The organism is Aureispira sp. CCB-QB1 (assembly GCF_000724545.1).
GTDB lineage: Bacteria > Bacteroidota > Bacteroidia > Chitinophagales > Saprospiraceae > Aureispira.
In genome coordinates this window covers 99,575-125,411 of the sequence record NZ_JHBV01000022.1, presented here as the reverse complement: position 1 = coordinate 125,411, position 25,837 = coordinate 99,575, and the positions used below count along the sequence as shown (strand labels likewise).

Genomic DNA, 25,837 nt, shown 5'->3' with positions numbered 1-25,837 from the left:
TAATAAATTAAAACGAATGTTTTTTAAGCGTGCCAATCGGATAGAAAACAGTTGTTGGTAAACCTAAAAAAGAATATATGCCAATATTTGATACTACTCATAATCTTCGCAAAACAGTTGAAGCAATGAATGCATTGATGGGGAAATCTTTTCCGTTTTTATATCGAATCAGACAAGGTGGTATTGGCTCTAAACGGATGATTATCGAGGCATCTAGCTCTGTGTTTTTACCTTATATTAATCCATCACATTATCTGACTTATAGCAATATAGAGATACGACCGAATGGTATTTTAGTACACATTCATAAGTCTTTGGATAATTTTGCTTGGGCTATCCTATTCAAAGATTTGCACTTGGTTTTTGTAGAGGATGATGTTCGGATTGAAGGAGAGGGAGAGTATATCTTATTTAGGACGGGGTATAAAATCAATAAAAACTTTTTTGATAAATTGGCTGTCTTAGCAGAACAGCAAAAGGATTTGTAAAGAAAATGAGATAGAACGGAACAAATAAGATATAGTAAGGTGTTGTAAGAGTATTGTATCAAATAATACTTCGTAGATTTTTTTTTGAACACAAAAAAACGGAGTGTTAATTAAAATAGTAGTTCGTTGATTAGCTCCCTGCGGTCGTGAGATCGCTATCGCTTAGTTGTTTACTTTTTTACCAAAAAGATAAAAAAGTACATTTATATTAGTTTGATAATTAAGATTTTAACACAAAACGCAGCAAAGGTGTAACTTGCTGGTTATCAAACCAATAAAGTTTTTCAACGACCACGTAGTAGCAGCGCAGCTAACTATTGTTAAAACTCAATACCATGAAAATGAATAAAAAACGACGACAAAGCAACGTTCAAAAGTCTAAACGAAAACAGTTGTTGGCAGTAGCTGTAGATTTGGAAAAAGCATTAGGAGCCGCAGAGAGAGAACGCTATCTAGAAGAAAATCCGCATGGATATAGCAAAATAAATCACATTCATAAAAGCAAAAAAGAATACACTCGAAAAAAGAAACATAAACATTGCTACGAATGAGTAGAATACTAAAAAGGGGATGATGCTAAACACCATCCCCTTTTTATCTATTTTATTGAATGATTAATCGACGAACAAAATGTGTATTTGCTGTCTCCACCAACACCTGATAAACTCCTGGTGATAAGTGCTCAATATTAAGATCATGTCTATTTTGATGCACTTGTTCTTCCATCAAAAGCCGCCCACACATATCAATAATTCTTAGTTGTAAGGGCTCTTTTATCAATGTGTTTACTTTAACACTGACTGTATTAGAGTGGTGAACAGGATTGGGGTAGACCAAGATATTGGCATCTAAATTACAATCAGTAAGTTTAGTTGTAACAATGGGAGAGTAACTAAAACTCCCATCAAAATCTACTTGTCGAAGCCTAAAATAGTTCTGGACAAATATTTCCTTGAAAAGAAAATCATAATGTTGTGTTTCTGTACTGTTGCCTCTACTAGGAACTTGACCAATTTTAGTCCAGTTGATTCCATCCACACTGTGCTCTATTTGGAAATAGTTGTTGTTGAGTTCCATTGCAGTACTCCAACTCAACTGCGTCTGTTCGCAATCACTAAATGCTGTAAAAGATGAAAGTTCGATAGGGAACGTAATGTCTTCATCTAGAATAGTATACCTTGTAGAACGATTGGCTTGTGCATCACAGTTGGCATCACTAATGATTAATCCTCCTTGCGGATTAGCAAGTGTAAGAACGACATCTTCGTCTGGTTCATCTATAAAATCGTCGTTGACGCTAAAATTGGGCGCAATACTTACCACCGAACTAGGAGAACCATCATAATTTCCTTCAGGAATGATAAACGTAGTGGTATGGTTGAAGTCATTAGACGAAGATGCAGAACCACCGGTTATATTCAAATCGACACCCAAACCACCAGATGGAACACGACCATTTACAATCAAATTAGGAATATTGCCACCGCTAGCTTCTGTGTCACTATAAGCATTTTTTTCAAATTCTACGACAGGAGCTAGTCCTGTAATTTCTACCAAATCTATAAAGTTGCCAACAGTTTGATTTCCTGAAGCCGTACTAATGGGCTGCAAGAGGATTCTAATTAGAGTGTTACCATGTGTATTGGTATAATTTCCAGTGTATTGGACCCAATTCGTATTTCCTGTTCCAAAACGAAGTATTTGGACTTCAGCACCAGGAGGACCAATTAACAAACGAGCACTATCTAAGCCAGAACGACCTCGATGGTAAAATGACCATGTAAAAGATTCATTGTTGAACATACAAATTTCAACATACAAATCCGAAGGTTGTGTTGCATTTAATTCGATGTGTTGCTGACCACTAGCAGAGGTTACCCCATTAAAAGGACTTCTCCAAAATTCCATCAACCCAGAACTAGAAGTACTGCTCCAACCATCTACTAGGGAATGATGGTAGAATCTAAAGGAATTGGGGGGATTGGTGGGTGTTTCAAAATCAGAATTTAGAATAACACGAGCCTGGCTGAACATGGTTAGGGGCATGCAGCAGACTAATAACGAGACGATTAGAACTTTCATTACAAGTTGGGAATTTGATATAATAGTTTATTCAAATTTTCTCTAATTTTCTTGTGGGGTAGGGACGAAAGAAAATTAGATACAATTACAGTTAAAAAATAATATTCTTAAACCTATAGACAATGGAAACGCCAAATGGTTGCAAGGTTAGTATGTCTCCAATAAACTTTAACAATCTGTTTTTGGGGCAAATGAATAGGAGGAAAATTGTTTATTTTTGCTGTAATACTGCTAGGTACTAGGATTGAGAGAAAGTTTGATTTTTAATTTAGTAATCAATGTGTTATAAAAAATATGAAATTGGGAGCTTTTGTTAACACAATGACTATAAAAAATGAATCAATGAAAAATGCTAACATAGCTCTAGAACCCTATTGAATGATTAATCGACGGATAAAATGACTATTGGTAGTTTCAATAACAACTTGATAAACTCCCGAAGGCAAGTTTTGGGTACTAAGTAGATGGTGATGGGAGTCTACTTTTTCTTTAAATAATGTTCGCCCACAAACATCAATTACTTTTACTTGTAAAGGACTTATTGATGCCGTGTTGATGGCTAGATGTACCATATTTTGTTTTATAACAGGATTAGGATAAAGGGCTATATTGGTATTTAAGTTACAATTAGGAGCAGCTCTTGAAACAATGGGAGAATGGCTAAAACTTCCATCAAAATCAATTTGAGTAAGTCTATAGTAACTTTGACTAAATACTTGCGAATGCATATATTGATAATATTGAGTTTGGGTGCTATTCCCTTGACCAAGTATTTTGCCTATTGTTGCCCAGCTGCTTCCATCCAGACTATGTTCTATTTTAAAATAGTTATTGTTTAGTTCAGACGTAGTACTCCATTGTAATAGCGTTTGTTGGCAGTCGCTTGACGCTTCAAAAGAAGAAAGTTCTATTGGCAAGGTAGCATCATCATCAAGAATGGTATAAGTCGTTACGCGATTAATTTGCCCATTGCAGTTAGCATCGTTAATTAGCAAGTTCCCTTGTGGATTGGCAAGCGAAATTTCGATAGTTTCATCAGGTTCGTTTAGGTTATCATCACTGATACTCAAATTACTTTGAATACTAAGAGCTGTGTTGGATGTCCCATCGTAAATACCTTCGGGGATTATAAACCGTTGTGTATGATTATAATCCAAACCCAATTGTGCATTTCCTCCTGTTATCACCAAATCAATAGATAAGCCCCCAGATGGTATGGCACCATTGACCAGAAGTTTTGGGATATTGCCACCGCTATTTTCGGTATCGTTATATTGAATTTGCTCAAACTCTACTAGAGGAGCCAATCCCGTAACTTCTACTTTGTCAATAAAATTTCCTATTGTCAAGTTATTAGAAGCAGTATGAAGAGGTTGAAGCTTAAAACGAATGCTAGCGTTTCCATGTGTATTGGTATAACTACCTGCATATTGTATCCAGCTCGTATTGTTGGTTCCAAATCGGATGATTTCTACCTCGGCATTGGGCGGACCAATTAATAAACGGGCACTGTCTATTCCTGACCTTCCCCTATGATAAAAAGACCAGTTTAGGGATTCATTATCAAACATACAAACATCGAAATACAAATCTGCGGGCTCGGTTGCATTCATTTCGATGTGCTGTTGACCACTTGCAGCAGTAACCCCATTGTGAGCATTTCGCCAAAACTCTATTAAGTTAGAACTAGCGGTTGTGCTCCAACCATCTACCAATGAGTCCTGAAAAAGAAAGAAACTGTTGGCGGTACCAATGACAGGTGTTTCAAAATCCGAATTTAATAAAGAACGTGCTTGTCCGAATAGACTGTGGCTGAAAGCAACACACCATATTATTACTAGGGGAAATCTCATGGAACGTTAAAAATTATGGAGATTATATGAATTATTGATGAATATAGGTATGAACGATTAAGTAAAGGAAAAAGATGATATTGGCAGCTACAAATTTTATCCTCTAATTTGTTCCGTATGAAGTTCTTGCTTATTTTTTATTCCAAAGAATGAAGTTTGTGTCTAAAAAGTTGCTTTAATTATAGTTTTTTTTTTGTTAATTATTTGAATAATAGTGTTTTATGTGTGTTTTTTTTGTTGTTTTAAAAATTAAATAAGCAAAGATTATATTTTAGATAATTCGTTTTTTTAAAGGATGAAAATTGAAATAATTCGTGTTCATTTGGAGCATAGTACACTATTTTTTTTGTAATATTGTGAATAGAGAAAAGTCGGGCGCAAACGGCATTATCAAAAGAATAAATCAAATAAGATGGACGAAAATAAAATGAATATAGAGGACTTACGAGAAGACTATAGTTTAGATGTTTTAGAAGAGTCAGATGTTTTTGAATCGCCAATTCGTCAATTTAAAAAATGGTTTAAAGAGGCACAGGATACGAAGACAGGAGAACCTAATATAATGACCTTAGCAACAGCAAACAAAGAAGGGGTTCCTTCTGCTCGTATTGTTTTATTGAAAGGAGTGAGCGAAGATGGCTTTTGTTTTTATACCAATTATGACAGCCACAAAGGACAAGAATTAAAAGAAAACCCCAATGTATCTTTGGTCTTTTTTTGGGAGGCATTGCAACGACAAGTTCGCATTCAAGGAATGGCTTACCAACTAACCGAAGAACAATCTACAAAATATTTTCAAAGTCGCCCCAAAGGAAGTCAAATCGGAGCTTGGGCATCGCCACAAAGCCAAGTCTTGGAGAATCGAGATATTTTGGAAAAAAATGTGGTTCAGTTATCAGAACAATACGCCAATACCGACAAGTTACCCAAACCGCCACATTGGGGAGGTTATATCGTAAAACCATATAAAGTAGAGTTTTGGCAGGGTAGAAGTAGCCGCTTGCACGATCGTTTATTATACACATTAACTGATTTAAATCCTGCAAAGTGGACCATAGAGCGTTTGGCTCCCTAACCCTATTGGTATGAAATTTAAAATTGATATGTTGATTGATTTTATTGTCCGTAGTTATAGTAAAAGAAATCTCTGGGTACTATTTATAGGAACTTGTTCTTGTGCTCTAACCTTGGCGGTTGCTGCTTTATTTGTTGGAGTTGGTCAAAAAATGGAGGAAGGGAATACAAGGATACAATTATTAGATGCCATGTTTAACTATACTCCACAAATGGCATACGCACAGATAGAAGCTTATGGAGTAAGCGGTCGAACTATTTGTGTCTTTAGTACTTTAATTTTAGATAGTTTATTCCCTTTATTGTATGGGGCGTTTATGAGTTTGATCTTGGTGTTTTTGTTTAGAGCAACCAAATATCGTATGCTGATTCTATTGCCATTGGTGGTTATTTTAGTTGATTATATAGAAAATACACACATTGCATTTTTATTGATTTCTTTCCCAAAACAATTGCCTATGGTTGTCTATTCTAGCAATATAGCCACATTGACGAAATGGGTTTTGATAGGATTGGTATTTATGTCGATAAGCTTTGGCTTTTTCTTACGCAACCGAAAAAATTTTTTGTTAGAAGTCGAGCGACGAAGAGCTGATTTTTATGAAAAAGATTAGACGTTTTACGATTATTTAATAGCCTTCATAGAAGCGGGAACATAAATGGTATAAACAACGCTTTCGGCACATATTTCTCCTTTTACAACAATGACGTTTTTATCTTTTTTAGTTTCTAACAATAGTTCTCGTTTAGAAACATCTTTAGTTTGTACCAATTCATAGCGCCCATTGCCTATGACAAAATTTAGCAACGCATCATTGGGAACAGATAGCTTAATAGCTGTTTCAACCAAGATACGAGTCCCTTTGGTTTCTTTTAGTTCCACAGTGGCATCTTCGATATTAAGTCTAAGAACGTCTATATCACTTGCTATAATTGTTTGGTATGTCTTCTTACTTACTTGTGCAATGCATAGGTGGGTAAGAAAGAAACAAAGTAAACAGGTAAATAATAGTTTGCTACTAATATTTTTGGGTTGAATCATAATGTACTACGCATAGAATTAATACAGTGTCTTTAATAAAGAACTGTACAGGAGAATATAATTTCTATTTAGGGACTATATACAATAAAATAAGTGGGGTACACTAAAAGTCAAATGTTTACACAACCCTAATATACTATTTTGTTCTGACAAAACAAAAAAGACTACGCACCTAACGTAAGTAGGGTGGTTTAAATTGTAAATGTGGCTTTAATAAGTCTATTACCAATTGTTGATAGATAAGCGAGAGCTACTGGTTGATTTTTGTATAATGTGGTAGTGTTTATTTCTGAGCGCATAGGACTTAACGCTGCATTCACATCCTTTTATAATCTGTTATAAACGCTTGTCTTGTGATAACTGTTTGTATGGTTTGACTCTTTTGCTGTCATTTACTTCCATTAAGTAAACAAAAATATAAAATGGTGTACCATTTCACGGAGGGGGTATTTGCATATGAATATTAGTAGCAAGAACCTTTCCAAAAAAAAAGGTGGCAGCCGCTCTTACCTTGCGACTGCCATGCTCTAGGCAGGACTCGAACCTGCATTTATTTCTAATTTGTTCTTCAGACAAACGCCTTTACCAATTTGGCCACAAGAGCGAACCTAAAATTCTTAAGAATATTATTTTCCTTTATGAACAGAAACCCTTGCTCTGCCACTGAGCTACCGCTCCAATTGAGTAAAATTTTTTCAAAGCTGAATTGTATATTAAAAAACAATATACATATTCGTAATCGTGGAGCAGACAAGAATCGAACTTGTGCACTAGGCTTTGAGGAAATATAATTTTCTAAAGAAAGTTTTAAACTATAAAGCTGCAGAGCGAAAGACTAAAACTGACTCCCCGAATCATGGACAACATTTATTGGAGTCACATGAGTTCGATGGTAATAACAATTCATCTAATGCTAAGACTAGCTCTGTTATTGCTACGCCGCAAAGCAGCGGTCATTGCCTTGATTATAAAATATCTTTATGGATAAAATTAAATACTTTTTTAGCCAACTTAATATTTTTGACATCAACATTATTGGCTTTAGAACGAGCGACTTTAGTTGCTTCTAGAAGTTGATTCACACGTTGAACCATTTCATTTTTTTGCGCTAAAGGAATACGTCCAGAAGTATAAATGGTTTCGTATTTACCCACCTGAAAATCTAAATACAACAATTCTGTTTGTGCAGGGTGTTCCTTAGTAGCTTCGTATTTTACAATTACTTTAGGGCGTTTGACAGAACGAAATTTGACCTCTTCTTCTGTTTTATAAATACCCTGTTGTGTATCCAAATGCCATTTTTTAGTAGTTTCTAATACTGGAATTTGAGTATATAGGTCTTTTAGTTTATTCAAATGACTTTCTAGTGCTAACAATGAAGTTGCAGAGAAAGAACCAAATTTTGTATCTCCAACGATCAATTCAGCTTGAGCAACTCCAGAAGCATTGGTTTCTTCTTTAGATAGGTGGGCATCAATTCCTTTGGAGATAATTTCAATAGCCTCTTCTAAGCTGGTTTTAACCGTTGTGACAATTTCTTTGCGCTCGTCAGGAATTTGCTCAGAGTTTTCTTCCATTGGAATATAACGCTTGGTCATTCCATCAAAATGAGGTGCTTTTTTTTCAAATAGCTTTTTAGTCTCACCAATAGCTTGGTTGCCTTTGTTTTTGCGATCTTGTTCTAATGCTAGCAACTCATGTAGTTTGTTTGCCATGATATATAATTAATTTTAAGGGTTTTTTAGTGGTATCCTTACTCTATTGCTTTTTTTATTTTCATAAAAAACAATGAAGTAGTATTTATACGTTTATAATTTTTAGAATGCTTGTTGAAGCAGTTCGAGAAGTTAAACTATGAAAAATGAAAAATAATTCATTCGGAGCCCCAAAAAATAAAAATAATTTTGTAGTCCAAAGAAGGAAAACCAGAAACAAATGCGTCGTATTTCGCTTTAGTTACAGTTTGGTGGACTTGTAATAAATTCGATTGCTAGCTTGTTTGCTAGGCTTTTCAACCCATTGATAAAGAAGCCAAGCGGCTCCTACACTAACAGCATAACCCAAGAGAATAACGAGGATTTTTTGATAAGGAAGTCGATAGGTATGCGATAAAAAATTAACGAGTGCTTGTCCAATAATTAAATGAATCAAATAAATGGAGTAAGATATTTTTCCAAGCCAATTGCTATACTTTGGATTGTAGTTAGGAAAATAATGAACGATGATTAAAGTAAAGATAGCAACCACTAAATTAGGGATGCCCAATAAGTAGTAGGTGAGACCCAAGGAAAAGATAGAAATGGTGAAATATTCTTTTAATGAGATGATGCTATATTGCTTTAATACATACAGAATGCCAACTAAAAATAAGGGCAACCAACGGAATAAAAGTGCTTTCTCATGACTTATAAAGGAAACTCCAAAGATGAATACATACATTGCCCAGCGACGATACCACAAATGATCTTTTAAAAAAATCAATGCTACACTTAAAAAAAGGTAAAATTGAAATTCTACCGCCAACGACCAATAGATGGGATTGATCCATTCTTGCCCTTTTACAAATGGTATGAGATAACCCAAATGCAGTAGGAAATTGAAAAGAGAAAATTCAATAGTGCCATAGTGTCGATATGTTTGAAATAGTAGATACATCGTAGCTAATACTAATGATGCTAGATAAGGTGGCTCTAGTCGAACTAAACGCTTGGTTATGAAGTTAGTCCAATGCTTGAGTATATAATTGTTTTTGAGCATAGTCCAAGGCAAGACAATCCCTGAAATGACAAAGAACAAAGGGACACCATATTGACCATAATAAAAGAAGGTTCTTATCCATGTTTCTTCCACATAGTTTGCTGTACTCAAAACAAAATGATAAAAGCAAATAGCAGTAGCTGCAATTCCTCGTAGACTATTGATTACTGGCAAATATGTTGGCAAAGAACTAGACAAAAGAGTATCTATTTTTGGACTAAATGAGGCAATAAGTCTTCTTCATCTTCTTCTACAGATGAAGGAACCGTTTCTACTTTAGGGCGTTTGGAAACTAAAAAGACACCAATAAAAATTAGGAAACCTGCTAGAACCATCATCAAGGTAATTTCATCTTTTCCTGCGGCAACGGCTATGATGCTTGCCAACAAGGGTTGCAAGTAAATATAGGTACTAGATACCGATGCCTTGACAATAGATAGGGCAGAGCCATTTAGCAAATAAGCCAAATAGGTAACAAAGAATAATACAAAAGCAATGCTCCAAACAATAGAAGGTGGTAATGCAGGGTAATCAACGGCTAACATTTGATTCCATCCAAAGGGGATGACATAAATAGTTCCAAATAAAAAGACCCATTTTAAAGTTGTAATAGGGGAATATTTGGACATCAATGGCTTTACTAAAACCAGATAGACGGCGTAAAAAGCGGCGTTGATGGCAACAAAAATATTTCCTAGCATAGGGTTTGGAGCATCGGGAATGTCTGTTTTGTTACTTAGAATTAATAGCATAGCTCCAGACAAACCTAGAACGATTCCTCCGCCTTTCATACCAGTTAGTTTTTCTTTAAAAACAAGCATTGAGAGCAGCAAAACAAGGATGGGAGTGGTTAGCATAATTAAAGCTCCATTGATGGGGGTGGTGAGGTTAAGTCCATAAAAAAAAGATAGCTGATTTCCTGCAACACCACAAGCTCCACAAATTGCTAGCCTCCAAATATCTTTTCTATCAATTCGTTCTCGAATAAAAAAGAAATGTGTTAACCAAAACAAACTAGTGGCTGCTAAAACACGCATCATAATAAATCCAAATGGTTGTACATAAGGCGTTGATCCTGCCATTACTGGTTTAGCAATCGTAAAATTAGAGGCATAAATTAGGGCAACACAAAACATCGCAATGTGTGCTAAAATTAACTTCTTATTCATGCGAACAATACTAGTTGAAATAGTTATTAAAATATCTTTTTTTATTGGTTCGCCAACCTGTAGCGAGTAGTTGCAAGATTAGGCAAAATATTTAATTATCTGCCCTCTTTTTGTTAGAATTCTTTAGCAAAAAAAAGGGTTAAAGTTAGAAGCTCTAATAGATGGTTTTGTAGTTTTTTTTCATTACAAGAACTTCATTACATGAAGTAACGAGCAATACCAATAAGAGATTCAGATAGAACGTGAGCCAATGCAATTAGGTTGCTCTTTAAGTGTCAATTTTAAAAATTTTACATCTTTCAAGGCTTTGTGAGAAAATTGATGCAAAGGTGCTTTTGGGTTTTTACGATCGAAAAACAAAAAATCTACGAAGTACTAATGTTTTTTATGTTATATATTTCTAATATGTCTGCTCTTTGTATTAATTTGAGATTAATAATAATTTTTAGCATTTTATAGCTGAGAAAAATCATCACTTTTATTAAACAGAATGAGCCACTCAATTGACATTACAATACTGAATTAAGCCCTGCGAGGTTTACAGTAGCAGCGCAGCTAATTATTGCAGTAGGAAAGCGTAACTAATACCTTTCGATGTAATTAGTGGGTTAAAACAAACAAAAACTATTATGAAAATTTATCTTTTGCTAATTGTAGCCGCTTGTATTTTGAGTGCTTGCGAAAAAGAGAACTTAGAAATCACACCAACAGATGAATTGGATGCCGTTGCACAAGTGCAAGTTAGCGATAATCAGGCAAGCTTTCGAAAGGGGGGGACACCTGTAACTTCAGGGACGACGTACACTTATGATATAAGTAATCTGACGACTTGTAATAATTTATATTTGCCAACGATGACCAACGCTTCTAGCTGGACAGTAGGCAATCAAACTCAAGCAGGGTACATTGATTACGATTTGGAACAGGTATTTCATTGTGATCCTGTGTTTAGTGGTTGTACTTATCGACCTCCAGGACCTTTAGTAGAGCAAGAAATTGTTGTTTATGAATTATTGGACAGTGGACACGAGGTTTTTGATCCTAATCTGGGATTTGTAACAGCGTACTATTTGGATAATTCTATTAGTCCAATAGAAGCCGATGCGCTAAAAGAACATTTTGCTTGTGAAATTTTGAGCACACAGCCTTCTCGTCCAAATCTTAGTGGTAAGATTGTTAACGTGGAGTTTGAAGGAGATGCCCTATTGTGCACTTGCCCTAGTGGTCAAACACATTATTTGAGAGCTACAGTGACCTTCAATTTTTATTCGCAAGGAATAAACCAGCCTTTCTAAGTCGAAAGGGCAACATTGGTCTATATAAATAAAGAAGCGATTTGGAAATTACTGCCCAAATCGCTTTATTTTTTACAAAATGTCCGTGTTTATACGGTCAATCCACTCAAAGATTGAACAACAATGGAAGCATCGCCACTGTTTTGAACACTATCGGCATTCATCCAAACATATTGCTGACCAGCATTCCCTTGGAAATTAAAAGAAATACTTTGTGTAGTAGAAGACTGTACCGTAACTAGGTCTTTGCTATTGCCAGCGTACTTAATAACAGTACTAGGATCTACCAATTGATTGACGATATAAACGACTGCTTGGTACTCTTTAAATTGAACACAAATAAACTGATTGATATCACTTTGAATTTGCCCTGAATACCAATGAGACGCAGGTACTGCATAGTAACGAGTAAATTTATTAAAATCATGTTGATTGCCATCAAGAGGAAGTTGCTGGTTGTTGATGCCACTATTCCCCATTGGCATTTTAACACTACAGATGAATGCTTGAATTTTTGCACCTTGGTTGCCATGTGTAACAGAAGCGGAAACCGTGTTGGTTTGGCTACCATCAACAAAACACAGAGAGGCTAAGCCTTGTTGTTGCGTTGTTCCAGGGACATTTACTTGTATTGGTGGTTCAGAGTTTGACCACACAACATTGACGATAGTGCTAGCGTCATTGCCAGCAGAATTGTAGAAAAATAAACAGTAAAGCTGACCATTGTTTAAATTTCCTTTACATATTGCCGTATCTCCTTGACCTAGGGTGATTAATTGGCCATTATTCCATTCGATTTGATTTTGATTGAATGCCATGTTATAAATTTAGGTTGATTATCCTTACTCTATTTCTAAGATTTTCAGGTTCCTCTTTGCAATCAATTTGAGGTTAAGTAGCTACTTGTTGTTTGATTACAGGTCAAAGATCAACATAAATTTAACGTATTATTAGAGTATATATACGTGTTTTATGAAAAACGATATTAATACTTAGAGATATTATAATAATACTTCGTTGCTTTTTTTTCTACAAAAAAAACATAAAAAAGCATCTTACATTAATTTGATTATTAGTGTTTTAGTGTAAGAGTCAGTAGAGCGTCTTGTTGATGATCAACGGCGAAGCCCTCACATGGTAAATTAATATGATTTACTGCGTGAGCGCTTTGCTTTTAGTTAGCTGTGCTGCTACTGCGTGGTTTCAGTGGAGTAATGTTATAAGGCAAATAACGTAGAAATAGATAAGTATTCAAACAAAACTTAACCATTCAAAGCATAGGCAGTTTCAACCATTTCTTTATAATGACCATTTTCTATTTGTAACAACTCTTGGTGTGATCCAATTTCTTTTACCTTTCCTTTTTCCAATACCATAATTTTATCGGCATGTTGAATGGTAGATAGGCGGTGCGCAATAATAATCGACGTACGTTTGGCGATTAATTTTTCGATAGCATATTGAATAATACTTTCTGTTTCAGGATCAATAGAGGAGGTTGCTTCGTCCAAAATCAAAATATCGGGATTAAAAACCAATGCTCGAACAAAAGAGATCAGTTGGCGTTGTCCCATCGAAAGCGTAGCCCCTCGTTCCATAACTTGATAGTCATAACCATTGGGCAGTTTTTCAATAAAAGGATGTGCCCCAATCATCTTAGCTGCCTCGACAACTTCTTCTCTAGTAATATGTGGTGCTTTTAACGTGATGTTATCTAGAACCGAACCTGAAAATAAAAACACATCTTGCAGAACAACAGCAATTCGCCCACGCAAACCAAACAGTTCATAATCTTTGATGTTGAGCCCATCAATCGTAATTTCACCTTGATGAGTTTCGTAAAAACGATTCAATATATTAATAATAGTCGATTTCCCTGCCCCAGTACTGCCGACAATAGCCATGGTTTCTCCTGCTTTGATTTTAAAACTAACACCATTTAAAATCCACTCCTTAATTTCAGAAGCAGCCAAATCTTGTTGATAAGAAAAATGCACGTTATCAAAACAGACATCTCCTTTTAGATGTGTCGGAACAATACTTCCTGAATTTTCAATTACATTGGTATTGTCCAAAACTTTGAAAATTCGTTTGGCAACAATCAACCCCATTTGCAAGGTATTAAATTTATCAGCCAAAATGCGGATAGGACGAAATAGCATTCCAATATACAAAGGAAAGGCAACCAATACACCTAAGGTAACTTCGCCACCAATGACCCCTTTGGCACCATACCAAACCATCAATCCCAAAGACGTTGCAGACAAAATTTCTACAGTAGGGAAGAAGATCGCATAGTAAAAGATAGAATTAATATTGGCTTTTGCGTACTTTTTATTGATAACTTTGAAGTTTTCAAGCTCTTTCTCTTCAGCATTAAAAATTTGAACGATTCGCATTCCTGTAATGCGTTCTTGTAAGAACGCATTCATCATAGATACTTGTGTTCGAACTACTTCGTAGGCTTTTTTGACAGCCTCCTTAAACCAGTATGTTGCTAAAACAAGTAGTGGAATCGTGATCAAACAAACCAAGGTAACTTTCCAACTAGTCCAAAGCATAATACCTAAGACAAACAATAAGGTAAGAATATCAGCAATGATTGTAATAAACCCTTGTGAAAAAACGGTGTTAATTGTCTCTACATCGTTGATGGTTCTAGTTGTAGAAGTTCCGATTGGCGTTTTGTCAAAATAAGATAAACGCAAGCTATTGATGTGATCAAAAACTCGTGTTCTCAAATCTCTAATAACCGATTGTCCCAACCAACTAGTCGAGTATGAGAAGATATAATACAAAATTCCTTGAAGTACTAAAACTCCAAATAGCAAACTAATCATAAACAATAGCCCTTCGCCATTGCTATTAATAATACAATCATCTACCGTACGTTGTACCAAATAAGGGCGCAAAATAGAGATGGGAGCCAATATGATTGACAATGTTGCTGCGAGAAAAAATATCCCACGATAAGGCATTGCTAGCCCTATGATTCGTTTAGCAAGGGGCCAGTCGGCATATTTTTGATTTGGTTCGCTCAATTATTTACTATTTTTATACTTAAGTAAGAAGACAGAAAAAATGCTCTATTAGGCAGTCATTTTTTCTAAACCATTACTCATAATTAAAGTAGATGCTGCTTGATCACTAATCTACAATTTCGATAACTTCTTCGTAAACACGTAAAGTTTTGAGAAGTTCAAAATCTGCCAAGTTTTTACATTTTACAATCAATCCTTTGAAATTAGGATTCTCATGTTGGTTGATAAAACTAGTGTGTAGAACCTCCAATATTTCCCATTTGCCAATCTCCATACCACTTTCTAGGGATACTTTAATAGACATTCCATCTTCTACTTTTCCCGATTTTAATTCTCCTAAAAGAACAATTTTTAGCTTCTCTTTAAAGCCATAAACCACTCGGATTTTGTAGGTATTTAGTGTTTTTTTATTCTTTTTAGCCATTTTTTAGATCGTTTTAGTTGGATTGCAAAAGTAAGGGAATCCTTTTAGAATAAGTTATGGCTTTGTTTATTTTTTATAATTTTTATCCATAAGCCCATAGGAAATAGATATGATTTAGAGTACAAAAATCAATAAACAACTATTTTTTCAATGCCAATGCCACCACTTGTAACGACTTGAAGACTATAGGTGCCGGCAGCTACCTTACTTAAAGGGATGTGGGGGGTATTACCTGATAGTATAATTTGACCATTTAGGTTGTACAGGTTCCAAAGCCTAATGTCACCATTATCACAGGTTAACAAAGCTGAATCTTTGGCTGGGTTGGGAGTAATTGTTATGTCAACCAGTTGAAAAGTTGGAGATACTACTGTATTTACTAAAGCTGGCAGAGGAGCAATGACTAAGAAACCAGATGAAAATCCACTTGCCTGAATGGATAAACTGTCTATTGACATTGACGCTTGAAAACCACCGACAGAAATTAATTGCCCACTAGGATGTATTGCTTGTGCTTTGATTAAATCAAAACCACTTCCTGTCCAAGAACTAGAAGACAAGGTTTGTCCCAAGGTATCCATCATAATTTGAAAGGTTTCACTCCCTTCAATTGCTAGATGTTGTTTTTGTTGCCAATGGAGCGAATCTAAGTAATGCCCGCAAAGTAGTACCTTGTCTTGATAAAGAGTAATGTCCTCCAAAAAACAATCTGAGTCGGTGTTGCTTTGTACAGCCCAATTGGGGCTGCCATCTGCGTTAAGTTGGACAACAAAAGCATCAAAATGCCTAAAAGCAGTCACCAGTCGAACCGATCCAATGTCCAAGACTCCCATAAAGCTTCCACCTAGATACAAATGTTGGTTAGCCCATTTGAGGCTTGTACAAGTATTGTTATAAGCCCCTCCATAATGTTGCTGCATTAACGTTGTTCCATTACTATCTAGCTGGACTAAAAATAAGTCATTGTAAATCCAATGCGCTCTAATGCTATCCGTAGAACAAGCAAAAAAACCTTTAAATTGCCCCGCCCAATACAATTCGTTTTGAGGGCTTAGTGCCAAGGCGATACCACTACCTTCATCAGCAGTCTCAGGGGTTTTTGCCCAGAGAACATTCCCTGTTGGATCTAATTTGATGACAAAAGGAGTGTTTTTGGCATTTCCAACTAATAAGTGGGTACTATCGACCCAAAAACTATCCTGAAAAGCTCCTGTTACATAACTATTGTCTTGTACATCGCTAATAATATCTTCTGTTATGACTAAACTTTGTCCTTGAAGCGTTTTGACCCAATTCAATTGACCAGAAATTTGATGTTGGGTTATAAAGACAGCAGGACGATTGCTGTATATAAACGTATCTTGTCTACCTAAAAAAAGACTATCGCTGAAGGTGCCCGTACTAAAAATAGATCCTGTAGGGGAGCAGTCAATAGCTTTTAGGTGGTCATTGTTAGAGCTACCTAAAGCATATTCCCAAATTAACTGTCCTTGCAAGTCATATTGTTGTAAAAAAATATCACTGCCACCTCTACTCCAAGTGTTGTTTAAATTTTGTTGGAAGGTGCCACCAAGGATGACGTGATGATGATATGTGGCTACATCAATTACCTCATCACCCCCTGATCCTCCTATGGGAAAGGCAGCTTGGGCAAAGGTCTTGTAGTTGCCAAGTGTTAGCAGAATAAAAAAAAATGTTATTTCCTTATTAAAAATCAATCTAAATAAAAGGTTTAAGGATGAGATAAAGAAGGTCTGCTTAAAAATTCGTATTTTTGTGAAAAATTAAAAAAGAAAAAGAAGACCTCTTTCGTTTTTTTTAAAACAAAATTACGGAGTAAGTTGTTCTTTTTTCTTTTTAGTTCGCTACGCTCGTTTGCTTGTGCTAAAAGCAAGCATGATATAGCAATTTATAAATGAAAGATATTCTAATTCAAAAATATAATCTGTACAAAAATCATGAAAAAAACGCATATTATAGGATTAATTGCAATCGCAATTGCAATCGCTTCATTAATTGCGATTGCAGGAGACGCAAGTACTTATACTGATTTTGCTACTGCACTAGAAAATCCGAATGCAGTACACCAGGTTGTTGGACATTTATCAATAGATAAAGAAGTTGTATACAACCCCGAAGCAGACGCTAATTCGTTTACTTTTTTTATGAAAGATGAGAAAGGTAAAGAAATGAAGGTACTTTGCCAAAAAGAAAAACCAGCAGAATTTGAACGCTCTGAACAAATTGTTCTAAAAGGACAAATGAAAGGCGACTTATTTGTCGCTCATGATATCTTGCTAAAGTGTCCGTCCAAGTATCAAGATGAAAAGCTCCAGAACGAAAATATTATCTACGGAGATGCTTAATTCAGTAGCGTCTTGTAGCCCTGTAATTGGGCGTTGTGCATAAGGTATCAATTACAGTCTAGCTGTGTTGGGGGAATTTTTTGATGGCCATTTTCGAAATAATGAAAGAGCAAATGGTTATAGTAGAATAGGGTAGCAATCAGTAAGTTGCTACAAACAACAATATAATAAATAAACTAGAATGATAGAGTATATAGGGGAGCACCTCTGGGTAGGGCAATTAGGGCAGTTTTTGATTTTTTTGGCTTTTGCCACTGCTGTATTGGCTACAATTAGTTATGCTTTGGGAACCAATGAGCAAAATGAAAACCAGAAAAAGAGCTGGAAAACAATTGGTCGTGCAGCATTTATAACACATGGTATTTCTATTATTAGCGTGATTGTTCTCATCTTTTTTATGATGATTAACAAGTATTATGAATACGATTATGTGTGGAGTCATGTCTCCGATACATTGCCGTTTCGATATACGTTTGCTGCTTTTTGGGAAGGACAAGAAGGAAGTTTTTTGTTGTGGTTGTTTTGGCACTCTATATTGGGATTTGTATTAATAAAAACAGCCAAAGAATGGGAACAACCTGTTATGGCTGTCTTGTCGTTTGCACAAATTTTCTTTGTATTTTTTATTTTAGGACTCTATTTCTATGGCGGAGATCCAGAAAGTACAAGCTATGCGTTTTTGGGCAACTTATACGGTCGCAGCGGTTTTGTATGGCTTGTATTAACAACCCTATTTAGTGTTTTGATATTTAGAGGTCCCAAGCATTTGCAAGGTGTTTTTAAGATAGCAGCACTATTACCAACATTGGTTTTGTTGAGTTTAGTTTTAATGGGCTGTTATCATTTGGGCGAAATTCGTATAGGAGGAAGCCCATTTATGTTGTTGAGAGATGTTCATTTTGCTCCAATTTTTAATACAGCTAATTATCTAGAATCTATAGAAGGAACTGGCTTGAATCCATTGTTGCAAAACTATTGGATGACCATACATCCGCCTACCTTGTTTTTGGGCTTTGCCACTACTATCGTGCCTTGTGCTTATGCAGTTGCAGGCTTATGGAAAGGAGATCATAAAAGTTGGATGGCGCCCGCTTTGAAGTGGGCTTTGTTTAGTGGAGCGGTTTTAGGAACAGGAATTTTTATGGGAGGTGTTTGGGCGTACGAAGCGTTGAGTTTTGGCGGTTATTGGGCTTGGGATCCTGTAGAAAATGCCTCTTTGGTGCCTTGGATTACTTTAGTAGCAGGTATTCATACCACCTTAGTTGCTAGAGCAACAGGCTATTCGACAAAGAGCACATACTTTTTCTATCTAAGCACATTCTTTCTAATTGTTTATTCTACGTTCCTAACTCGTAGTGGAATTTTAGGCGAAACATCGGTTCATGCCTTTACCGAAATGGGCTTAGAGTGGCAAATGATTATTTTTATGGGGGCTCTGGCATTTTTTGGAACAGGATTTTATGCTTATCGTCGAAAAGAAATTCCTGCCCCTAAAAAGGAAGAAAGTGCTTATTCTCGTGAATTTTGGATGTTTGTTGGTGCTTTGGTCTTGCTATTTTCTTCGGGATTGATTACGGTAACAACGTCAATTCCTGTTATCAATGCTCTTGTTGTCATTGAACCTTTTGATACTCTAGTAGACTGGGGGGTAAGTTTGTTGAGCTCGGTGGAAGGTGTTGTTGTTTTAGATAGTTTTTATAACTTCTTTGTAACATTAGACGGTGGAAATATTGCTCCTCCAGAAGATGTGGTCGCGCATCATAATAATTTCCAATTGTGGATAGGAATATTGGTGGCATTACTTTCTGGTGTCGTTCAATTTTTGGCTTACCGAAAAGAAACGATGACAGGACAGTATGGAGAGCGATTTAGCTTATATATATTAGGTGCTACACTTGGTAGTATTGCGTTAACGGTTCCAATTATGTGGGCAAGTGGCATTGTAGCATGGCAATATTGGTTATTGGTTGGTTGTGGTATTTTTGCTGTGATAACCAACACTAGTTATTTGTTGGGGGTGTTGAAAGGCAACATGAAACTGGCGGGATCTGCTTTATCTCATGTAGGTTTTGGATTAATGTTAGTAGGAGTTGTCTTTTCAGGGGCTTTAAAACATGCACTTGCTGACCCTTTTGCTTCTCAAGAGCTGGACGGCTTGCTAGGCGATTTGAACAAGCAAACGAATAAAAATATTTTGGTTCCTTATGGACAAACAGTGCAGTTGACCAATGGCTTTTCGGTTAGTTATACTAAAAATTGGACAGAAGGAAATGCACAATATTTTGAACTCAATTTCTTGAAAAAGGATGTAGATGGAAATATTGTGGATAGGTTTATTACGACACCGAATGTCTTGCACGATACTTTGCCCAATCGAAGCTTGAAATTCCGAGCGGCTAATCCTAATACCAAACATTATATTCACCAAGATGTGTTTACATTAGCTGTACCACATTGGGCATTTGTAGATCCTGAAGCAGAGGCTAAAGCAGATACCACCTCTTGGCAACCTAAATATATTGCAGTGGGGGATACTTTTTATACCAACCGCTACTATGTTATCTACAGATCAAACGATACAGAAACATACGACCATCCAGATTATAAATACGAAGCAGGAGATATTCCTGTCACCGCTATTTTGGACATTCATGATATTAATACCAAAGAAGTCCATGAAGCAAGAGCGTTGTATTACATTCGTGGACGCCAGCAATTTAACTTGCCAACCAAACTAGATCGTTTAGGTTTAGAATTTAAATTGACCAATATATTGCCAGAAGAAGGCAAAGTATTGTTGCAAGTAAAAGATAAGACGCCAAAACGAGAATATGTTGTTGTGCAAGCCTTGATTTTCCCTGGCATACAGTTGGTATGGATTGGTTGCATTATGATGATGTTTGGGCTATTGTTCAGTGGTTTGCAACGAATTAAGATGAAAGGAACCAAAAGACAAGCAAATGCTACAGATACAGAGCCTTTGGTAGAATTGAAGCAAGAGGCTTAGTTGATTTGTATGATTAGAAAAAATAGAATTGAATGAAAATAGGCTTAATGTCTGATACGCATAGTCACATTGACGAAGATGTATTTAAATTCTTCAAAGATTGTGACCAAATATGGCATGCAGGTGATATTGGAAATGTAGAAACTGCTGATCGTTTGGAAGCCTTCAAGCCTTTTAGAGCTGTTTATGGGAATATTGACGGGCATGAATTGAGGGCACGTTATCCTAAGGAATTGCATTTTGAGTGTGGAGGTATAACTGTTTGGATGACGCATATAGGTGGCTATCCTGGCAAATATCCCAAATATATTCATGGTCGTCTAAAATGGTATCGCCCTACACTGTTTATTTGTGGGCATTCTCATATTTTAAAAGTAATGCGTGATAAAGAATTGGGGACGCTACACATGAATCCCGGTGCTTGCGGAGTTTATGGATTTCACCGAGTAAAAACATTATTGCGTTTTTCAATTATCAACCAACAAATCAAAAATCTAGAAGCCATAGAATTGGGTTTGCGTGGTGCCATTAAGTGATTTTTTTCATTTGTACATAGAAAAATAAGTAATAGGAGTTTTGAGAAAAAAAGTATTTTTCATAAACAAAAACTCCTCTTTCCTGTTGTTATAGATGAGCAGGCAATAAAATAATACCCAATTAACAATTAATATAAATTACTGTCGCCTGTCGTCAAATATTCTAAATTAGGTCTTTGCCACTTGGTGGTTATAGCTTAATAAGACCTTAACCTTTTGTAAATGAAGATGCAATCCACCTTTGAGGATTGTCAGAAATTTTAGCTAAAAATTTTTGGTGTATGTGGCTTTGTGCAAAGTACAATACACAACAAAAGGGAAAAAAGAATAAATACATATTTAAAATCTAATCCTATTGCTTGGGTAGAGTGTGTAGGAATTTAATCGTAGTATTTGTTTTGTTAGACAAATGATTACAGTCAATCTGTATGTCTTTTTGTCTGGTATTAATAATTACATGTATTAATTGGTTTTAATTTTTTTTCACTTTTAAAACAAACGGAAACATGAATTTTAAGTATTTAATAGTCTTTTTGGCACTAGGGTTCGGTTTGACTTCTTGTGTAGGTAAGAAAAAATATACAAGCTTACAAACTACTTTAGAAGCTTCTAATAAAGATGTAGATCGCTTAACAAAAGAGTTGAGCAAAATGATGAGAAATCTGGATGAGTGTAAAGCAATGGCATCGGCAGATGCTCAGGAGTTAATGTTGCGCCAAGAACAAATTAAAGATTTGAGAAATCAAATTGCAGATTTGAAAAAACAAAGACAACAACAATATAGCACTGTTGGCGATTTGACTGTCTTGTCAAAGTCGGCTAATGAAAATATGAAAGAAACATTGCGCCAATTAGAAGAAAAAGATGAATACATCAAATATATACAAGCTGCTAGGACCAAAGCAGACTCTTTAAATTTAGCATTGGCTGTTAACTTGAAAAGTGTATTGAAAGATGGTATTGAAGATGAGGATATTGATGTTCAGGTTGACAAAACAGTTGTATTTGTCAATTTATCAGATAAAATGTTGTACAACTCAGGAAGTTATGAATTGACGGATAGAGCTTCAACGGTATTAGGAAAAATTGCTAAAATTGTTAAAGCAAAACCTAATTTTGAAGTAATGGTTGAAGGGTATACGGACAATGTGCCAATGAATGGAAAGTGTGTGACAGACAATTGGGATTTGAGTGTCAAACGTTCAACTTCTGTTGTTAGAGCGTTACAAGAAGAACATAATGTAGATCCCAATCGTTTGATTGCCGCAGGTAGAGGAGAGTACAATGCTTTAGTTTCGAACGATACATCAGAAGGTAGAGCAACCAACAGACGTACGAGAATTATAATTCTACCTAAGTTGGACCAATTTTATGAATTATTGAACCCAAAGGAAATGCCTAACTAATAAGTTTTTTTTAGCATGATTATTCCTTGTTAGAGGGTATATAGGCTTGATGAGAAGTCACGCCATAAAAAAGAGAAGGTTACTTGAAGTTTTGTAGAAACTTTGAGTGACCTTTTTTGTTGTAATAAGGGATTTAAAAACATTTTGCTGTTATAGAAAGATCGTTCTAAATTTAGCATTATCTGTAGAAATCTAACTACATTTGTTATATAGTAGGCTCAAAAGAGCATACCTAGAACCTTGATAGCTTTTTTGTTATATCATTACTTTGTGGAAACCACGTAGCACCTTGAATCAGTGTAGTAATACCATCAAGTATTGTGCACAGAGTACCTATTTTACTTATAAAATAGGTAAGACGATAAGTTTTATGACTTTGGAGTATTGTATGAACTTACTGCCTTTATCTGTGGTTTTAGTAGACAAAATGGCTGTTGAAATGTATTCATATTACCTTATTACTAAACAAATTTAGACATGAACATTAAGTATTTAGTTTTATTTTTAGCTATCGTTGTAGGATTGAGTTCCTGTGTAGGCAAGAAAAAATATACCAGCTTACAGAATACCTTGGAAGCATCTAATAAAGATGTGAATCGCTTGACAAAGGAAATGAGTAAGTTGATGAAAGATTTAGAATCTTGTAATGCAAAATTGACGGCTGCAAAAGTAGATGCCAAAGAGTTGAATTTGCGCCAAGAACAAATCGAAGATCTAAAAGGACAAATTGAGGATTTGAAGAAACAACGTGATCAGCAGTACAATACCGTTGGCGATTTGACTGTCTTGTCAAAGTCGGCTAACGAAAATATGAAAGAGACGTTGAGTCAATTGGAGAAAAAAGATAAGTACATCAAGTATGTACAAGCTGCTCGTACCAAGGCAGATTCTATGAATTTGGTATTGGCTGTTAATTTAAAAAGTGTTTTGAGAGAAGGGATTGAAGACCAAGATATTGAGGTTAAAGTTGACAAAACAGTAGTTTTTATTAATTTGTCAGATAAGATGTTATACAACTCAGGAAGTTACAAACTGACTCCCAAAGCATCGGAAGTATTGGGCAAAATTGCTAAAATAGTAGAGTCTAAACCTAACTTTGAGGTAATGGTAGAAGGATATACGGATAACGATCCTATTAGCAAGGAATGTATAGAAGATAATTGGGATTTGAGTGTTAAACGTTCTACTTCTGTAGTAAGAGAACTGCAAATGAAGTACAACATCAATCCTGATCGTTTGATTGCTGCAGGTAGAGGGGAGCACAATACTTTAGTTCCTAATGATAGTCCTGAAAACAAAGCAATCAACAGACGTACAAGAATTATAATTCTTCCTAAATTGGATCAATTTTATGATTTGTTGAGTCCGAGTAGTATGCCTAAATAAGATAATTTTTATATAAAAGGGTTGCTTGAGTCTTTGCGAATGATTCAAGCAACTTTTTTATTTAGGGAATAAATAAATTGGGCGGATAATGGTTTGTAAGTGACAATAGCAAGACTATGGAAGAGAGTATCTTAATTAAGTGATTATTGATGTAGTTTTGATTCGTAGCAGCGGAGTTAACTATTGTTTGATGTATCAAAAGGTTTAAATAATAAATGGTTTATGAAACTGAACAGGATGAATTGGGAGAGGTGCCCTCTTATTTGGATGATTATAGTGGGAACAGTAGCAACTGCTTGCTGTCAAAAAATAAAATGGAGTGCGAATTATGAAATGAGCTCTATTTTTAATAAAAATGAAATTATTCAGGTTACTAGAGATGGTTTTTATGTTCTAGAACAGTATAAGGATGCCAATTATTATTACCAAAGAAAAGTAAGTTTTTACGATTGGAATTTTAATAAAAAAGAAGGTGCTAATACCATTGATTTCTCTTATCATGGTACAAAAGGAAGCCCTCCGCAAGGAATTTCGATAGAAGAAAAACCATATGTCTGGGGTGTTGTGAATGATGAAAATAAGCCAATGAAGTATCTGTGGTTGAATGGTATTGATACAGGAACATTGGATTTAAACAAAGCCACGTATTTTATAGATTCAGTAGGTTACGAGGAACTGATCAATCCTAAAGAACCATTTCGTTCCTGTCGCTCATTGGATCAATCAAAAATTCTCTTTTATGGAGAACAACCACATAGGAAAAGAGCAACTGCAAATCTTGGAGCTTTGTTGGTAGACGTAGAAATGAAACAGGTGTGGAAGAAGGAAATATCTTTACCGCAAAAGGCGGGAATATTTACGACCGATGATGTTGTGGATGCTGTTGTAAGTGATGCAGGTGATGCTTATTTGCTGTGTAAATTATACAAAGGAAAAGACAAGAAGGAGGAAAAAAAGATTGGAACTCGATTTGTGTACAGCGTAGTATATATGGGCAAGCAAGGAAGTCCTAAAGCGATAGATACGTTAAAGGTATTGTCCCCTAAAGATAGTGCTATTGTGGTATCGGCTAAATTATCTGTCGATCCATCTACAGGAAAAGTTATTTGCATAGGAACTTATAAATTGCCAAGAAAAAAAGCAGGTCTATTTAGTTTAAACTTAAATTCTAATTTCTCTGAACAGCCTGTTGTGATTGATTATCCTAGTGAAATTCTTGAAATGGAGGCAAAAATTCCTAGAAAAATAAAGAAGAGAAAGCATCTGAGCCTCAAAAACTATAAAATAAAGTCTGTCTTTGAACAAAGTAAAGCGGGGCGAATTCTGGTTGCAGAGCAACATTATGTAAATGCTTATTGGGACAAATCAGAGGGACGACAAGAATTGCATGAGCTTAATAATTTGTTAATAGCCAAAGTCATTGGTGATCAGGTAGAATGGGCGACAGTACTACCAAAACGCCAAAAAGCAGGTGGAGAAGGATATACCAATGTTCCAGAAAAACTATACTCATTTTATGCTTGTGAGCGGGGAGGGTACTTGCACTTGTTGTACAATGAGTTGAAAGAAAACTTGGATGTTATTGATGAATTTCAATTAAAAAAGGGGTATTATAACAAGCCTAAAAACTGCCATTTGGTACATTGTAAGATAAATTTGAAGACAGGAACATTGGAATCAAAAAAATCGATCTTGGGGCTAAAAGAGGATGGGATTGCCATTTATCCCAAGGCAACAAAGTTATTAGAAGATGGCAATTTATTATTATTAGGAGAAAAACCAGCATATAATTTGAAAGAACCTGCTTACATTCGATTTGGTCATTGGACTTGGGAGTAACGTTGGTAGAAAAAAAACTGAATGCCCAATACTTGTTGAGCATTGGGCATTCAATTAGCAACTTGCGTTCAT

Annotated in this window: 21 protein-coding genes and 1 tRNA gene; 11 read left to right on the top strand and 11 right to left on the bottom strand. The window is 35.6% G+C overall.

What is annotated here, in order from left to right:
- Nucleotides 1–77 precede the first annotated feature (77 nt).
- Both CG11_RS10675 and CG11_RS10670 read left to right on the top strand, forming a co-directional pair.
- Nucleotides 78–488: a hypothetical protein gene (locus tag CG11_RS10675; protein WP_052595962.1), complete on the top strand. Its 411-nt coding sequence runs from the start codon at nt 78–80 to the stop codon at nt 486–488.
- A gap of 335 nt (nt 489–823) precedes the next feature.
- Nucleotides 824–1,039 carry a hypothetical protein gene (locus tag CG11_RS10670; protein WP_052595960.1) on the top strand — a complete coding sequence of 72 codons (216 nt, stop codon included), beginning with the start codon at nt 824–826 and terminating at the stop codon, nt 1,037–1,039.
- A gap of 52 nt (nt 1,040–1,091) precedes the next feature.
- On the opposite strand, the gene CG11_RS10665 is transcribed toward CG11_RS10670, so the two are convergent.
- Together CG11_RS10665 and CG11_RS10660 are read right to left on the bottom strand one after the other, a co-directional pair.
- Nucleotides 1,092–2,570: a T9SS type A sorting domain-containing protein gene (locus CG11_RS10665; protein ID WP_081909524.1), complete on the bottom strand. Its 1,479-nt coding sequence runs from the start codon at nt 2,568–2,570 to the stop codon at nt 1,092–1,094.
- A 371-nt stretch (nt 2,571–2,941) separates the two neighbouring features.
- A complete protein-coding gene (locus CG11_RS10660; protein ID WP_052595956.1) occupies nt 2,942–4,423 on the bottom strand; it encodes a T9SS type A sorting domain-containing protein in 1,482 nt (493 codons plus the stop codon).
- 412 nt (nt 4,424–4,835) lie between these two features.
- Here CG11_RS10660 and pdxH point away from each other — a divergent pair, with 412 nt between their 5' ends.
- Both pdxH and CG11_RS10650 read left to right on the top strand, forming a co-directional pair.
- Nucleotides 4,836–5,498: a pyridoxamine 5'-phosphate oxidase gene (gene pdxH, locus CG11_RS10655; protein ID WP_081909523.1), complete on the top strand. Its 663-nt coding sequence runs from the start codon at nt 4,836–4,838 to the stop codon at nt 5,496–5,498.
- A 10-nt stretch (nt 5,499–5,508) separates the two neighbouring features.
- Nucleotides 5,509–6,111, top strand: a complete 603-nt coding sequence (locus CG11_RS10650; RefSeq protein WP_052595954.1) for a hypothetical protein — start codon at nt 5,509–5,511, stop codon at nt 6,109–6,111.
- Nucleotides 6,112–6,122: 11 nt separating this feature from the next.
- Here the strand turns inward: CG11_RS10650 and CG11_RS10645 are convergent, their stop codons facing one another.
- From CG11_RS10645 to CG11_RS10625, 5 genes are all read right to left on the bottom strand, one after another.
- Entirely contained in the window at nt 6,123–6,539 is a 417-nt protein-coding gene (locus CG11_RS10645) for a hypothetical protein (RefSeq protein WP_052595952.1), read from the bottom strand.
- 523 nt (nt 6,540–7,062) lie between these two features.
- Nucleotides 7,063–7,143: transfer RNA gene (locus tag CG11_RS10640), tRNA-Phe, on the bottom strand.
- A gap of 361 nt (nt 7,144–7,504) precedes the next feature.
- The gene (locus tag CG11_RS10635) at nt 7,505–8,254 is read right to left on the bottom strand and encodes a hypothetical protein (RefSeq protein ID WP_052595950.1); all 750 of its coding nucleotides are present in this window, start codon (nt 8,252–8,254) and stop codon (nt 7,505–7,507) included.
- 241 nt (nt 8,255–8,495) lie between these two features.
- Nucleotides 8,496–9,494 (bottom strand): acyltransferase, encoded by a 999-nt coding sequence (locus tag CG11_RS10630; RefSeq protein ID WP_052595947.1) that lies wholly within the window; start codon nt 9,492–9,494, stop codon nt 8,496–8,498.
- Between the two features lie 8 nt (nt 9,495–9,502).
- Nucleotides 9,503–10,465 carry a DMT family transporter gene (locus CG11_RS10625; RefSeq protein ID WP_063833081.1) on the bottom strand — a complete coding sequence of 321 codons (963 nt, stop codon included), beginning with the start codon at nt 10,463–10,465 and terminating at the stop codon, nt 9,503–9,505.
- Nucleotides 10,466–11,094: 629 nt separating this feature from the next.
- On the opposite strand from CG11_RS10625, the gene CG11_RS10620 reads away from it, so the two are divergent.
- Entirely contained in the window at nt 11,095–11,760 is a 666-nt protein-coding gene (locus tag CG11_RS10620; protein ID WP_052595946.1) for a hypothetical protein, read from the top strand.
- 89 nt (nt 11,761–11,849) lie between these two features.
- Here CG11_RS10620 and CG11_RS10615 read toward each other — a convergent pair whose 3' ends face one another.
- The 4 genes from CG11_RS10615 to CG11_RS10600 form a co-directional block, all read right to left on the bottom strand.
- On the bottom strand, nt 11,850–12,578 hold the full coding sequence (locus tag CG11_RS10615) for a hypothetical protein (protein ID WP_052595944.1): 729 nt from the start codon (nt 12,576–12,578) through the stop codon (nt 11,850–11,852).
- A gap of 444 nt (nt 12,579–13,022) precedes the next feature.
- Nucleotides 13,023–14,801, bottom strand: coding sequence for an ABC transporter ATP-binding protein (locus CG11_RS10610; protein ID WP_052595941.1), 1,779 nt, complete (start codon nt 14,799–14,801; stop codon nt 13,023–13,025).
- A gap of 106 nt (nt 14,802–14,907) precedes the next feature.
- Nucleotides 14,908–15,225 (bottom strand): hypothetical protein, encoded by a 318-nt coding sequence (locus tag CG11_RS10605; RefSeq protein WP_052595939.1) that lies wholly within the window; start codon nt 15,223–15,225, stop codon nt 14,908–14,910.
- 128 nt (nt 15,226–15,353) lie between these two features.
- The gene (locus CG11_RS10600; RefSeq protein ID WP_052595936.1) at nt 15,354–16,943 is read right to left on the bottom strand and encodes a T9SS type A sorting domain-containing protein; all 1,590 of its coding nucleotides are present in this window, start codon (nt 16,941–16,943) and stop codon (nt 15,354–15,356) included.
- Between the two features lie 240 nt (nt 16,944–17,183).
- Between CG11_RS10600 and CG11_RS10595 the strand changes: the two genes are divergently transcribed.
- The 6 genes from CG11_RS10595 (at nt 17,184) to CG11_RS10570 (ending at nt 25,765) form a co-directional block, all read left to right on the top strand.
- Nucleotides 17,184–17,591 carry a cytochrome c maturation protein CcmE gene (locus CG11_RS10595; protein ID WP_052595934.1) on the top strand — a complete coding sequence of 136 codons (408 nt, stop codon included), beginning with the start codon at nt 17,184–17,186 and terminating at the stop codon, nt 17,589–17,591.
- Nucleotides 17,592–17,772: 181 nt separating this feature from the next.
- Nucleotides 17,773–20,598, top strand: coding sequence for a cytochrome c biogenesis protein CcsA (ccsA, locus tag CG11_RS10590; RefSeq protein WP_063833080.1), 2,826 nt, complete (start codon nt 17,773–17,775; stop codon nt 20,596–20,598).
- A 32-nt stretch (nt 20,599–20,630) separates the two neighbouring features.
- Complete coding sequence (locus tag CG11_RS10585; RefSeq protein WP_052595931.1) at nt 20,631–21,134, top strand: metallophosphoesterase; 504 nt, start codon at nt 20,631–20,633, stop codon at nt 21,132–21,134.
- 506 nt (nt 21,135–21,640) lie between these two features.
- A complete protein-coding gene (locus CG11_RS10580; protein WP_052595929.1) occupies nt 21,641–22,540 on the top strand; it encodes a flagellar motor protein MotB in 900 nt (299 codons plus the stop codon).
- 477 nt (nt 22,541–23,017) lie between these two features.
- The gene (locus CG11_RS10575; RefSeq protein WP_052595927.1) at nt 23,018–23,926 is read left to right on the top strand and encodes an OmpA family protein; all 909 of its coding nucleotides are present in this window, start codon (nt 23,018–23,020) and stop codon (nt 23,924–23,926) included.
- 237 nt (nt 23,927–24,163) lie between these two features.
- Nucleotides 24,164–25,765 carry a hypothetical protein gene (locus CG11_RS10570; protein ID WP_156039738.1) on the top strand — a complete coding sequence of 534 codons (1,602 nt, stop codon included), beginning with the start codon at nt 24,164–24,166 and terminating at the stop codon, nt 25,763–25,765.
- Nucleotides 25,766–25,837: the final 72 nt, after the last annotated feature.